The 14126-nt window shown below is 46.1% G+C and carries 12 protein-coding genes and 1 pseudogene; all 13 read left to right on the top strand.

Annotation, left to right across the window (positions count from 1 at the left end):
- Window positions 1-232: pseudogene (locus tag L5M49_RS20035) on the top strand (IS4 family transposase); the annotation flags it as partial.
- 274 nt (window positions 233-506) lie between these two features.
- The gene (gene petA, locus L5M49_RS20030) at window positions 507-1097 is read left to right on the top strand and encodes a ubiquinol-cytochrome c reductase iron-sulfur subunit (RefSeq protein ID WP_006080059.1); all 591 of its coding nucleotides are present in this window, start codon (window positions 507-509) and stop codon (window positions 1095-1097) included.
- Complete coding sequence (locus L5M49_RS20025; RefSeq protein WP_105250274.1) at window positions 1097-2311, top strand: cytochrome b; 1215 nt, start codon at window positions 1097-1099, stop codon at window positions 2309-2311. The genes petA and L5M49_RS20025 overlap by 1 nt, the downstream gene beginning before the upstream one ends.
- Window positions 2311-3009 (top strand): cytochrome c1, encoded by a 699-nt coding sequence (locus L5M49_RS20020; protein ID WP_105250273.1) that lies wholly within the window; start codon window positions 2311-2313, stop codon window positions 3007-3009. The genes L5M49_RS20025 and L5M49_RS20020 overlap by 1 nt, the downstream gene beginning before the upstream one ends.
- Window positions 3010-3105: 96 nt before the next feature.
- Window positions 3106-3735 (top strand): stringent starvation protein SspA, encoded by a 630-nt coding sequence (gene sspA / locus L5M49_RS20015; protein ID WP_006080065.1) that lies wholly within the window; start codon window positions 3106-3108, stop codon window positions 3733-3735.
- Window positions 3735-4172, top strand: a complete 438-nt coding sequence (locus L5M49_RS20010) for a ClpXP protease specificity-enhancing factor (protein ID WP_105250272.1) — start codon at window positions 3735-3737, stop codon at window positions 4170-4172. The genes sspA and L5M49_RS20010 overlap by 1 nt, the downstream gene beginning before the upstream one ends.
- 178 nt (window positions 4173-4350) lie before the next feature.
- On the top strand, window positions 4351-4935 hold the full coding sequence (locus L5M49_RS20005) for an anthranilate synthase component II (protein WP_263266712.1): 585 nt from the start codon (window positions 4351-4353) through the stop codon (window positions 4933-4935).
- Window positions 4936-5114: 179 nt separating this feature from the next.
- Window positions 5115-7595, top strand: coding sequence for a prolyl oligopeptidase family serine peptidase (locus L5M49_RS20000; RefSeq protein WP_263266711.1), 2481 nt, complete (start codon window positions 5115-5117; stop codon window positions 7593-7595).
- Between the two features lie 205 nt (window positions 7596-7800).
- Window positions 7801-8946 carry an HDOD domain-containing protein gene (locus L5M49_RS19995; RefSeq protein ID WP_173496274.1) on the top strand — a complete coding sequence of 382 codons (1146 nt, stop codon included), beginning with the start codon at window positions 7801-7803 and terminating at the stop codon, window positions 8944-8946.
- Window positions 8947-9000: 54 nt separating this feature from the next.
- A complete protein-coding gene (locus tag L5M49_RS19990) occupies window positions 9001-9912 on the top strand; it encodes an alpha/beta hydrolase (RefSeq protein WP_263266709.1) in 912 nt (303 codons plus the stop codon).
- A 308-nt stretch (window positions 9913-10220) separates the two neighbouring features.
- Entirely contained in the window at window positions 10221-11438 is a 1218-nt protein-coding gene (locus tag L5M49_RS19985; RefSeq protein ID WP_263266708.1) for an aspartate aminotransferase family protein, read from the top strand.
- Between the two features lie 127 nt (window positions 11439-11565).
- Window positions 11566-12585: an arginine N-succinyltransferase gene (gene astA / locus L5M49_RS19980; RefSeq protein ID WP_113939140.1), complete on the top strand. Its 1020-nt coding sequence runs from the start codon at window positions 11566-11568 to the stop codon at window positions 12583-12585.
- Window positions 12586-12594: 9 nt separating this feature from the next.
- Window positions 12595-14055 carry a succinylglutamate-semialdehyde dehydrogenase gene (astD, locus tag L5M49_RS19975; RefSeq protein ID WP_263266707.1) on the top strand — a complete coding sequence of 487 codons (1461 nt, stop codon included), beginning with the start codon at window positions 12595-12597 and terminating at the stop codon, window positions 14053-14055.
- Window positions 14056-14126: the final 71 nt, after the last annotated feature.

The following is a 14126-nucleotide window of genomic DNA, read 5'->3' as shown; positions in this document are numbered from 1 at the left end:
GATGGTTCAATGCCTGTTGTGGCTAGTTGGTTTACACGCACAGCAACAGGGCTGGGATAAGCATTTTCAGGCCAATACCATTGGGCATCGAACGGTACTCTCAACGATTCGCTTGGGATTGGAGGTACTCAGGCGGCCTGATTATCAAATCACGGAGAAAGAATTGCTGGCGGCCTGGGTATTATTCGCCAATCAGTTGCTCAAATATGGCTATGCTATGGCTGATTTATGAGGGGATCCTTCAGTGCTTTATGCCGATATCACAGACAAGAAGCTTAAAATATGATCCAAATGAATTAAAATGGGTTAATAGTTGGGTCTTTTTTAGGCTTTTTTTAAAAAACACGCAATCTCCCTAACTTACTTGCGTGTTTTCACTATGATCTGCTTCTAATTTTTAGCTATAATGAGCCCCGCTTCAAACTTCGATTTTTGACCCTAGTGATGACTAAGGGCTGAAAGTCTTTGAAATATAAAAATTCCAACACCCTCTGGGAGATAAGTGGATGAGCAATGCGCCAGTCGATACCGGACGTCGCAGATTCCTGACAGCCGCAACCGCCGTAGTAGGTGGTGCTGGTGCCGTCGCTGTAGCGGTTCCTTTCATCAAGTCATGGAATCCGAGTGCCAAAGCGAAAGCTGCAGGTGCACCGGTCGAAGTAAATATCAGTAAAGTAGAGCCAGGTCAGCTGATCCGTGTTGAGTGGCGTGGAAAACCTGTATGGGTTGTCCGTCGCACAGATGCTGTGATCAATGAACTGCCAACACATGATGATAAGTTAAGAGATCCTGCTTCTGCTGAGATGCAGCAGCCTGATTATGCAACAAATCCTTTGCGCTCAATTAAGCCAGAGTATTTTATTGCTGTCGGTATTTGTACCCACCTCGGATGTTCACCTACTTATTTGCCAGATTCATTTGGTGAGCAAGTTGAAGGTGTCACTTCTGGTTTCTTCTGTCCATGTCATGGCTCTAAGTTCGATATGGCTGGTCGCGTTTTCCAAGGCGTACCTGCTCCATTGAACCTAGTTATCCCTCCACATCAATACGTTGATGATGGCACCGTGATTATCGGTGTAGATAAAGGAGTGGCGTAATGGTTAAGAATTTAATTAATTGGATTGATGCGCGTATCCCAATGACGGCGACTTATAACCGTCACGTGGGTCAGTACGCTACGCCAACTAACTTTAACTTTTGGTATTTTTTCGGTTCGCTAGCGATGTTGGTATTGGTTAACCAATTACTGACAGGTATCTGGTTGACGATGAACTATGTACCAACAGCAGAAGGCGCATTCGCCTCTGTTGAATACATAATGCGTGATGTTGAATACGGTTGGTTGCTGCGTTATATGCACTCAACGGGTGCTTCAGCCTTCTTCGTTGTGATCTATCTGCACATGTTCCGTGGTTTAATTTACGGTTCATATCAGAAGCCTAGAGAACTACTGTGGCTGTTCGGTATGTTAATTTTCCTCGTGTTGATGGCCGAAGCCTTTATGGGTTATTTGCTGCCATGGGGTCAAATGTCATATTGGGGCGCGCAGGTAATTATCTCTCTGTTCGGTGCAATTCCAGTTATTGGTGACGACTTAACCCTGTGGATCCGTGGTGACTACGTGATCTCTGGCGCAACGCTGAACCGTTTCTTTGCGCTGCACGTGATTGCTCTGCCGCTAGTATTAGTCGTACTCGTGTTTTTACACTTAATTGCGCTGCATGAAGTGGGTTCTAACAACCCTGACGGTATCGAAATCAAGAAGAACAAAGACGAAAATGGCTGGCCAGTTGACGGTATTCCATTCCACCCATATTACACTGTAAAAGACATCATGGGCGTCGCGGGCTTCCTGATAGTGTTCTGCTATGTGTTGTTCTTTATTCCTGAAGGCGGTGGTTACTTCCTTGAAAAGCCAAACTTTGAAGCGGCTAACTCGATGAAGACTCCTGAACACATTGCGCCCGTTTGGTACTTCACTCCTTTTTACGCCATTTTACGTGCTGTGCCTGATAAATTGGGTGGCGTAATAATGATGGGTCTGTCGATTGCAGTACTGTTCGTATTGCCTTGGTTAGATCGCTGTAAAGTGAAGTCAGTTCGCTACCGTAGTACGCTACATAAGCTGAATATTGCACAATTTGCTATATCTTTCATAGTATTGGGTTATTTAGGGGTAGTGCCTGCCACGCCGACGCTGACGATAGTTGCACAGGTGTTTACTTTCACTTACTTTGGTTTCTTTGTGGCGCTGTGGGTATACAGCAAGAATGAAAAAACTAAACCTGTTCCAGCGAGGTTGACACACTAATGAAAAAATTATTGATTGCATTAGTTACCTTGTTGCCGACGTTGGCTATGGCCGCGAGCGGACATAAAATTCATTTAGAAGATGCCAATGTTGATCTGCATGATAAAGCTTCTTTAGAGCGTGGTGTGGACCTGTTCCAACATTACTGTTCTGGTTGCCACAGCACTCAGTATCAACGTTATGAACGTGTAGCGACCGATATCGGTATCTCTGCGGATGATATGCGTAATAAGTATATGTTCACCGATGCTAAAATTGGTGAGTTGATGCAAAACGCTATTCCACCTAAAGATGCTGCTAAATGGTTTGGTGCTACACCGCCAGACTTAACTTTAGTTGCTCGCGTGCGTGGTGAAGATTGGGTTTATTCCTATCTGAAAGGCTTCTATAAAGATCCAAGTCGCCCATTTGGTGTGAATAACACAGTATTCCCATCTGTTGGTATGCCACATGTACTCGAAGAGTTACAAGGCACACCAGTTAAACAAGAAGATGGCACTATTGTGGTGACTGGCGGTAAATTGAATGCGGAAGAATACGACCAAGCAGTACGTGATATCACTGGCTTCTTAGTTTATTCGGCTGAACCTGTTAAGCTAGAGCGTCAAGCTATGGGCTGGTGGGTACTCGGATTCCTATTTATATTCTTTATTGTGGCCTACCTCTTGAAGAAAGAGTATTGGAAAGATGTACACTAGGCACCAATAACGGGTAAAATGTAATATCCGCATAGTGTAAACGGGGGGCTTTGCCCCTCGTTTACTTTTGTTTTATTTCGATTCTGGAGGGTATCAATGGCTGTTGCTGCCAACAAACGCTCTATCATGACACTGTTTTCAGGTGCTGATGATCTGTATAGCCATCAAGTACGTATCGTGTTAGCTGAGAAAGGGGTTACTGTTGATGTTTTACAGGTCGACCCTAACGAAATGCCTGAGGATTTGCTCGAAGTAAATCCCTATAACTCAGTGCCAACTTTGGTAGACCGTGAACTCGTTTTATACGAATCACGCATTATCATGGAATATTTGGATGAGCGTTTTCCTCATCCGCCTTTGATGCCAGTTTATCCAGTGTCTCGCGGCCAAAGCCGTTTGATGATGCATCGCATCGATACTGACTGGTATTCGCTCGTTGACCGTATCCGTAAAGGTGATCGTGTTGAAGCGGCTCGTAAAGAGTTGACTGAAAGCCTGATCGCAATTGCGCCTATCTTCGGTGAAGTGCCTTACTTCATGAGCGAAGAATTTGGTCTAGCGGATTGCTACCTTGGCCCATTGTTGTGGCGCTTACCTGTATTAGGTATTGAGCTAGATAGCCGTGTAGCTAAAGATATCAAAGCGTATATGACACGTATTTTTGAGCGTGAATCGTTTAAAGCTTCTTTAACTGAAGCCGAACGCGAAATGCGCATGGGTATGTAATGAAACCTTTGACTCCAAATCGTCCTTATTTACTAAGGGCTTACTATGATTGGTTGATGGACAACCAATTGACTCCTCACGTTGTGGTTGATGCCTTTGTTGAAGGCACTCAAGTACCGCAGCAATACGTGAAGGATGGCCAGATAGTGTTGAATATCGCTGCTGGCGCAGTGGGCAATTTGCAAATTAGCAATGAGTGTGTGGAGTTCAATGCGCGTTTTGGTGGTGTTCCTCAGCAAGTGATGTTGCCAATGGCGTCGATTGTCGCTATTTATGCCCGTGAAAACGGTGCTGGCACTGTCTTCGATATCGAAGATGCTTACCTGATGGACGATGAAGTCGATTCATCTTTATCCGTTGTTGAAACAACAGATAAAGCGTTTGAACCGACAGATGAGCCTCCTAAGCGTCGCAGTCATTTAACTGTGGTTAAATAACTGTGGTGAAATGCCCAAGTCGTTTAAAAACTAAGCCAGTCTAATGACTGGCTTTTTTGTCGCTGTATTTTATCGCCGTAATTGGTTAAACCTTAAGTACAAGGTGTGATAGCATTTGCGCCCGCATTCATCCGTTAGATATGCGTTACCTTTACCCATTTAGACCAATGGATCTTGTATGTTGCTAATGATCGATAATTACGACTCTTTCACCTTTAACTTAGTGCAGTATTTTCAGCAGCTAGGGCAAGAGATAGTGGTTAAGCGTAATGACGAAATTAGCCTAGCCGACATCGAGGCGCTTGCGCCTAGTCATCTGGTGATTTCGCCCGGACCTTGTACTCCCAATGAGGCGGGGATCTCCCTCGCGGCGATTGAACATTTTGCTGCGCGCATGCCAATCTTAGGTGTCTGTTTGGGACATCAGGCGATGGCACAGGTTTTTGGTGCCAATGTAGTGCGTGCCGAACGGGTAATGCATGGCAAGGTCAGTGCCATTACGCACACTGGCCAGCGGTTATTTAAGGGATTAAATCAGCCTTTAACCGTGACACGTTATCACTCGTTACTGGTTGATGCTGTGCCTGAAGGTTTTGTACTCGATGCTTGGTTTGACGATGCAATTCACGGCCGAGAAATCATGGCCATGAGCCATCAAGACTTACCGCTTTATGGGGTGCAATTTCATCCCGAATCAATTCTCACCGAGCAAGGTCTCGAACTGTTAGCCAATTTTTTAGCGCAACCGGCTGTGTCCGTATAATTTCCTCGCCTTAAAAACTCTCCACACTATCAATTTCTGTTACAAGATTTATCCTTCTTTTAAGCAAGTTTAGCGATTAACTATGCTATAACTGCCGCAAAACTACGCGAATAGGCGCAACCAGCAGATAAGTAGACTGGGTTATTTAGCCATTGCGATAACAATAAAAGGAAGGATAAATGAGAAGCGTAATGCGAAATTTGGGTTTTAGTGCGTTAGCGGTTGCCGTATTGGCTGGGTGTGCAGCGACATCGACTGAAACTGCAACTCCCGTAATAGCTCCGCCAGCATTCCAAGTTCCCTTAGCCCAACCGCCACAAGTTTCACAGGCGCTTACGCTTAATCAAATTATGGCAAATCCTGATTGGATGGGGATCTTTGCCAAAGAGGCTTACTGGAGCGACGATAGCCAAAGCGTGCTGTTTGCCCGCCAAGCGAGTGCTTCACCTCTGCGTAGCTATTATCAGCAAGGCATCAATGACAGCCGCGCCGTCGAGCTAGCTCTCGATAAGTTACATGCGGCAGATCAGCAGTTTGGCGTGTTTGATCGCACTAAGTCCCACAAGGCTTACCTATATCAAGGCAACATTTTTGTTAAGCAATTAAGCACGGGTAAGATCAGCCAATTGACTCGCCAGCGCACCGCCATCGATGGTGTGCGTTATCTCAATAATGGCGATATTGCCTATTGGCAGGGCGACAATGTTTTCCAAATCCATCAAGATTCTGGCTTAGTCGAGCAACTTGCTGAAATTAAAATGGCGAAAGCACCAGAAGCGGTAAAAGAGCCGACGTCTTATATTGCGAAACAACAGCACAGATTGATTCAGTATGTAGCGCTGCAGCAAGAAAATGCTAAAGCTAAAGCGCAGTACCAAGATGAATTACAAAAAAACGATCCAACGCTCGCCGCCAGCACTTGGTATTTAGGCGATAGCGAAGTGGTGTCAGAGCTGAGTTTATCACCCGATGGCCGCTATATTTTAGTCGCTCTTACAGATAAAAATTACACAGGTAGCAGCGAACACGACATCATGCCTAATTACTTAGGTAGTGAAGGTTATATCGACCCAGTGCCAGTGCGCGCGCGCGTGGCTGAAGATACGCCACCAGGGCAACGTTTTGTTGTGCTTGATTTAAACCAACATAAAAAAGTCGATATCACAATCGAGGGCCTTACTGGCTTTGATGAAGATGTGCTAGCCAAAGTGAAAGCTGAAAATGCTAAAGCAAAAGGCGAAACTTATCAAAGCACTAAATCGCCACGTAAAATTCAGTTGATGCAGGATTGGGGCTGGACTCAGAGTGCGATTCAATGGCATGAATCGGAAAATAAATTAGCCCTGATGCTAGAAGCCACCGATAACAAAGATCGCTGGATCGCTAGTGTCGATCTTGCTAAGGGTAAATTTATTACCGAACATCGTTTACATGATGATGCATGGGTGAATTACGATTACAACCAATTCGGTTGGTTACCGGATACGGATACCTTGTATTACTTGTCAGAAGAGTCCGGTTATTCGCAGCTTTATATTAAAGCTCAAGGCGAAAAACCGCGTGCGTTAACCCAAGGCAAGTTTGTCGTGAGTGATATTACGCTGTCACCGGATGCCAATTACATCTATTACAAAGCGAACCTGAGTCACCCCGGTATTTATAATGTTCACCGCGTGAATCTTGCCACTGGTAAAAATGAGCAACTAACTCAGTGTGATGGAAACTTAGATTACAGCTTAAGCCCCGATGGCACTCAGCTATTACTCAATGCCTCACGCCGCACACAGCCTAATGAACTCTATGTTCAACCCATTGGCGGCGAGTTAAAGCAGCTGACGTCTTATACCAGTGATGCCTTCAAAAATTACCCATGGCAAGCGCCAGAAGTGGTAGCAGTACCTTCAAATCATGGTGCTGGCAATGTGTACGCTCGAGTTTATCTGCCGCAAGGCTATGATAAGTCCCGCGCTGAGAAATATCCTGCGGTGATTTTCAATCACGGCGCAGGTTATCTGCAGAATGCCGATTATGGTTTTAGCGGTTATTTTCGCGAGTTTATGTTCCACAACCTGCTGACTCAACAAGGTTATGTTGTGATGGACATGGATTACCGTGGCTCTAAAGGTTACGGCCGAGATTGGCGCACCGCTATTTATCGCAATATGGGTCATCCAGAAGTGGAAGACTTAAAGGATGGCGTAACGTGGATGGCGACTCATACCCATGTCGATACTAAGCGTGTCGGTACTTATGGTGGCTCTTACGGTGGATTCTTAACCTTTATGTCTTTGTTTACCGCGCCGGACTTGTTCCAAGCTGGAGCTGCATTGCGTCCTGTGGCGGACTGGGCACATTATAATGCGCCTTATACCTCTAATATCTTAAATACGCCTGATGTCGATCCTATCGCCTATGAGCGCAGCTCTCCGATTGAGCATGCTCAAGGATTAACTAAACCACTGCTTATCATGAGTGGCGTAATGGATGACAACGTTTTCTTCCAAGACAGTGTGCGTATGGTACAGCGCCTCATTGAACTGGAAAAACCAACCTTTGAAATGGCGATTTATCCTGTTGAGCCCCATGGTTTCCGTCAACCTTCTAGCTGGTTAGATGAATACCGCCGCATCTATAAGTTATTTGAACAAGAACTTAAATAATTCAGTTCGATTTCTTTTAAAGGTCTCCTAGCCGAGGCCTTTTTATTGGGTAACTGACTAGGAAATATCCGATATAACTCTTTGTTTGCGTTCTGCGACTTTGCATTATTGCTAAGATTAAGTGTATGTGCTGAAATTGTAATGATTTTGAGAGTTTGATTGTGTTGACGTCACTCGGGCATTAGCGATATAGGAAAGATTTATAGTGGCGATTTCGGTTGCGGGCGGTGTAAGACCCGGCAAAATTATAGAGATAGAACATAGACTCTATCAACAATTGATCCTCGGAAAGCAAAAAGCGAGCCCGACTCTTTTGGATGAACTCGACCTTGAATTAGAGGCCGATGCAAATAAGTTAGATGTTGAACGCGAAGCCATTTTGGTGCGTTTGATGAAACAAATTAAAGCTAAAGAAGTGTTTGAAGCCGTATCGAGCCAGTTGCATGAAACTGTCATTAACGCCATCGAGCATCAACTCGCGTCCCCTGAATCTGTTCTGGCTAAGTCAGATATCAATGAGTCGCAAATCCTCTTGCTGGAATTATTGCTGGCAAAAAATCTCGATGCAACGCGATTAAGGCCACTGATCAGTAACTTAAGTTGGTTGTGCCGCGACTTAACCAACATGGTCAACAGCCCATCTTTTCGCGCTCGCCGGTCTCAGAGCTCAGATGTGCGGGTCACTGATATCAAATTAGTGATGAATTACATCGGTATCGAAAACCTTCGCACTATTATTCCTTACTTTTGTTTGCGAAATTGGCTTCCTAGTGGCAATGCTAAGTTGTTATGGACTACCCGTAAATTATGGCGCTACAGCATAGTCAGTGGCATAGCGGCAAATGCTTTAGCTCAGCTTCATAATACTGACTCAGCCTTGGTTTATAGTAGTGCCTTACTTAATCAGTTAGGCACATCCGTTGTATTGAGTTTAAGTGCCCGTTTATTCGACCAAACATGGGGATCTTGGATAAGAGAAGCCAGTAGCAGCCGTGATAAGGAAGTGTATGATGCGGTGATTGCCACTGAGTTTCCTGCTAAGGCCGTGTTTGAACAAGTGTTAAACCATGGTCTTAAACTTAATTGGCAATTATTAGAGTTACTTAAGTTTGAAGCGAGTCCCTTAACTCGGTTGTTAAAGGAGTTAGACCAAACCTTAAGCTATCGAGAATTGTCGCCTCAGTCGGCATTAGTCGCGCGGGCAAACTGTTATGCTAAGGTGGTATTGCTCGAAGAAATGCGTCAAATCGATCCCCAAGAAAAGCGCTTAATGTTTGATTATTATGAGTTAAATGAGCAAGAAGTACTGCGCTTAAAAGCACAAAACTATAGGAAGTTAGATCTGCTGTAATCCTCGGTCTGCTACGTAGCGCCATGATTGCGGCGTTTAAGTAGAGGAAGGGATATGCCAAGTTGGCAAGCATCTGTACTAAATACCATTTTATCCTATGTCGCTAGGCCATCCATCAGTCGTGGACAGGCCAAAATGCCCTTAGCGCAAGTGCGTGAAAAGTTGCTTGAGCTTGATAGACGTTGGCTCCCTTGGCCGGATAAGTTAGTCAGCGCTACCATCCCCTTACAACACTCAAACTTGTTACATTATGTGCTTCTCAACGAACCTTCTCGCCTTGGAAGTCTGTTTTATATCCGTGGCGGAGGCTTCTGTTTTAAAACGCCCCATGCCCATGCAAGACTGGTCGCAGATATCTGCCAGCGTTGTCAATTAGATGCTTATATTCCTGATTATCGTCTCGCACCTGAGTATCCTTTCCCCGCGCCATTTGATGATGTACTTGAAGCCTATAGACGGTTAATTGAGCTGAAAGGCACGGAGAATTTGATCCTCATGGGTGACTCGGCGGGCGGCAATTTAGCCTTGAGCTTGTTGCTGGAATTAAAGCGTTTAGCCCTGCCTTTACCGACCGCCTGTATCTTGCTATCGCCCGCGTTAGACTTAGCACTTACGGGGGATACTGAGTTGATACTCGCAGCCGACGATCCCTTCTTCACCATAGAGGCATTGCTGCGCTTACGTGGCGCTTATCTTGCGGGGGCCGATCCTATGTCGGCAAAAGTTTCCCCCTTACAGGGGAACTTGGCAGACCTGCCGCCTATCTTAGTGATTGCGGGTACGCGGGAGCTATTATTGCAAGATTCTGAACGTTTAGTCGCCCAAATAAAAGCCTGTGGTGGTGAGATAACGGGCTGCTTTTACCCTAACATGCCCCATGTGTTTCCTCTGTTCAATTTATTACCCGAAGCCCTTGAAGTGAGGTCGAAAATTGGCCATTTTGCACTTTCACTCTTGATTCGTTAAAATGGTGTAGTTATTCACATTCAGTGAATAGCTAGCAAAATGAGGGGCAAATAACTTTTTTTCTGACTAATTATGCTGCAAGCCATGGGCTTAACCGCTTGTATAGTTCTTAAACTGCAATCTTTATGCACTTTGGATGGAAGTGCGTGGATTGATGTTTGTGAAAAACTGGTATTTTGATCACATTTTCGCTAATAATGGTTATTAATAGACACAAGCAATCCCAGTATCACTAACTCTAGATAAAGATACCTATGGGACTCTGACGGTGCAAGGCGCCGTTAAACAAACACAAAGGACGAAGAAGAATGAGCGTTGATATGAAGTTGGACCGTGCCCAGTTTGACGCAGTGATGGTGCCTAATTATTCGCCTGCTGCCGTGATCCCTGTTCGTGGCGAAGGAAGCCGAGTTTGGGACCAAGAGGGCAACGAGTTTATCGATTTTGCTGGCGGTATTGCGGTAAATTGCTTAGGTCACTGTCATCCTGCCCTTGTGAATGCCCTAAAGACACAAGGTGAAAAATTATGGCATCTGTCAAACGTAATGACGAATGAGCCAGCCTTAGCATTAGCGACTAAATTAGTTAATAGCACGTTTGCCGACAAAGTGTATTTTGCCAACTCTGGCGCCGAAGCCAACGAAGCCGCATTAAAACTTGCCCGTCGTTATGCCTTAGAAAAACATGGCGTTGAGAAAGATGAAATCATAGCGTTCGATAAAGCTTTCCACGGCCGTACATTCTTCACCGTCAGTGTAGGTGGACAAGCTGCCTATTCCGATGGTTTTGGTCCTAAGCCGCAGAGCATTACTCACCTGCCATTTAACGATGTTGCCGCCTTAGAAGCCGCAGTGACGGACAAGACTTGCGCCATCATGCTTGAGCCGCTGCAAGGCGAGGGCGGTATTATTGATGCCGATCCTGCATTCCTAAAAGCCGTGCGTGAATTGGCTAATAAGCACAATGCACTAGTCATTTTTGATGAAGTCCAAACGGGTGTGGGCCGTACTGGTGAACTGTACGCTTACATGGGTACTGAAATCGTGCCTGACATCTTAACCACAGCTAAAGCGCTCGGTGGTGGTTTCCCTATTGCAGCTATGCTGACAACCGCTGAAATTGCCGAGCATTTAAAAGTGGGCACTCACGGTTCTACCTACGGTGGTAACCCGTTAGCCTGCGCTATCGGTAATGCTGTATTAGATGTAGTGAACACACCTGAAGTGTTAGATGGCGTAAAACATCGCGAGCAGTTATTGCGTGATGGTTTGAACAAAATCAATGAAAAATATCATGTTTTTTCAGAAGTACGCGGTAAAGGTTTACTCTTAGGGGCCGTTCTTAATGAACAATACCAAGGTCGTTCACGCGACTTTTTGGTGGCCTCTGTCGCTGAAGGCTTAATGAGCCTGATGGCGGGTGCTAACGTGGTGCGTTTTGCTCCTTCCCTGGTGATCCCTGAGGCAGATATTGCTGAAGGTCTAGCTCGTTTTGAACGTGCTGTGGCGAGCATAGCTGCCGCCTAAATGACCAAAGGAGTGCTGAATTTATTCGCACTCCTTTTTTGTCAGGGAATACTTACCTGCATCACTGCCTGTCTTTTTGAAGAGAGGTGCCTTGATGCACGGTAAGCCAAAGTGAGGAGACACTAAGATGTTAATCATACGTCCTATTCAGGCTGGTGATTTTGAGGCCTTATATCAAATTGCCGAAGAGTCTGGTCATGGTTTTACGTCATTACCTGTGAATGCGGATCTGCTCAGACATAAAATTGCTCGAGCAGAAGCCTCATTCGTCAAAGCCGTAGAGACTCCCTTCGATGAAGGTTATCTAATGGTGTTGGAAGATACCGATACCCGTGAAGTGGTGGGAACGTGCGCCATCGAAGCGGCGGTGGGAATGGAAGATGCGTTCTACCATTATCGACTCGGTACCGAAGTCTATCATTCTGAACAAATTGATGTGCGTAACGAGGTCGAAACACTCACCCTTTGCCATGACTACACGGGTGCTGCTGAGATGTGTACGCTGTTTTTGCGTGAAGCATATCGCAAGGGCAACAATGGCCGGATGTTATCCCGCAGTCGCTTTCTGTTTTTAGCTCAACATGCGAAGCGTTTTGGTGAAACTGTGATTGCCGAAATGCGCGGTGTGAGCGATGCCGATGGTCATTCACCTTTCTATGGCTGGCTGCAAAAACACTTTTTAGGCATTGATTTTATTCAGGCGGATTATCTTTCTGGCTTAGGTAAAAAGGCATTTATGGCCGAAATGATGCCACGAAATCCTGTCTACGTTTGTCTGTTGCCGGAAGAAGCGCAGAAAGTGATTGGCGAAGTGCATACCAATACCCGTCCGGCATTAAGTCTACTGCAGGCCGAAGGTTTTCGATGCCGCGGTTATGTGGATATTTTTGATGGTGGTCCAACGGTAGAGTGTCGTTTATCGGACATTCGCGGCGTGCGTGAAAGCCGTTTATTAACCGTCGATATTGGTGACATGGTCGAAGCCGACACTCAATTTATTATCTCAAATACTCAATTAGCCAATTACCGAGCGACGTCTGCTGCACTGGCCGTGGACGACAAATCCGAACATATCATCATTAGCCCTGAGCTGGCAGCGGGTTTGCTACTCGCAAAAGGCGATCAAATCCGTATTTTGGCAATGTAGGAATAACCAATGACACATTATATTCAAGGCCAGTGGCATGCTGGCAAAGGTCATGACGTGACCTCAATGAACCCTGCCAATGCACAATCTATTTGGACCGGTAAAACGGCCACTGCAGAGCAAGTTAATGCCGCTGTTGATGCCGCGCGCGCCGCACAGTTTGATTGGTTTATGTTAGGTTTCGATGCGCGTTTAGCCATAGTTGAAGCGTATCGCAGCCAACTCGAAGCCAATAAAGCGGAACTGGCAGAAACGATTGCCCAAGAAACCGGTAAACCTCAGTGGGAAACCGCGACCGAAGTCGGCGCCATGATAGGCAAAATTGCTTTATCGGCCGCGGCTTACAATAAACGTACGGGCACAGAAGCCAATGATACGCCAGCAGGACGTGCGGTTATCCGCCATAAGCCCCACGGTGTTGTGGCTGTGTTCGGTCCTTACAACTTCCCTGGTCATTTGCCGAACGGCCACATAGTGCCTGCGCTGTTGGCTGGGAATACCGTGATTTTCAAACCTTCAGAGCTCACGCCTAAAGTCGCCGAGTTGATGGTCAGCCTATGGGATAAAGCGGGTCTGCCTGCTGGCGTGCTCAACTTAGTCCAAGGTGAGGTGGATACGGGTAAAGCGCTGGCTTCACACCCACAGCTCGATGGTCTGTTCTTTACCGGTAGCTCACGCACAGGTCATTTTTTACATCAACAATATGCGGGTCATCCGGGCAAAATTTTAGCACTTGAGATGGGGGGTAATAACCCACTGATCATTAAAGGTGTGCAGGATATTAAGGCTGCAGTGCACGATATTTTGCAGTCGGCTTATATCTCATCGGGTCAACGTTGCACTTGTGCCCGCCGTTTATATGTCGAGCAAGGCGAGCAGGGCGATGCGCTGATTGCCATGTTAGTCGATGCGGTTAAACAGATTAAAGTCGGTCCTTGGAATGCGCAGCCACAACCTTTTATGGGCTCAATGATTTCTGAAACTGCCGCTAAGGGTATGGTTGCGGCGCAGGCGAATCTGTTGAACTTAGGCGGCGTGTCTTTGGTCGAGTTGACCCATCTAGAAGCGGGTACAGGCATAGTGTCTCCTGGCCTTATCGATGTGACAGCGATCGATGTCTTGCCGGATGAAGAATACTTCGGACCTCTGCTACAGCTGGTGCGTTATAGTGATTTCGATCAAGCGATCAAATTAGCTAACCAAACGCGTTACGGCTTGTCTGCGGGATTACTTGCCGATAGCCGTGAAGATTATGACTATTTCCTCGCGCGTATTCGTGCTGGCATTGTTAACTGGAACAAACAAATCACTGGCGCATCTGGCGCGGCACCTTTTGGTGGTGTTGGGGCTTCGGGTAACCACAGAGCGAGTGCTTTCTATGCCGCCGATTACTGTGCTTATCCGGTCGCTTCGGTCGAGGCTGATGCCGTGAGTTTACCCGCGACATTAAGCCCAGGTTTGAGCTTGTAAGCGGGTAGAGATTTGACTTTTATGCGGTAAAGAATATGTGGGAAAGAGGAGGAAGGACTAATGTTCTTCCT

The organism is Shewanella sp. SM74 (assembly GCF_025653725.1).
GTDB classification, from domain to species: domain Bacteria; phylum Pseudomonadota; class Gammaproteobacteria; order Enterobacterales; family Shewanellaceae; genus Shewanella; species Shewanella oncorhynchi.
Note: the sequence above shows the minus strand (reverse complement) of the source record. Positions and strands in the feature narration are given on the sequence as shown.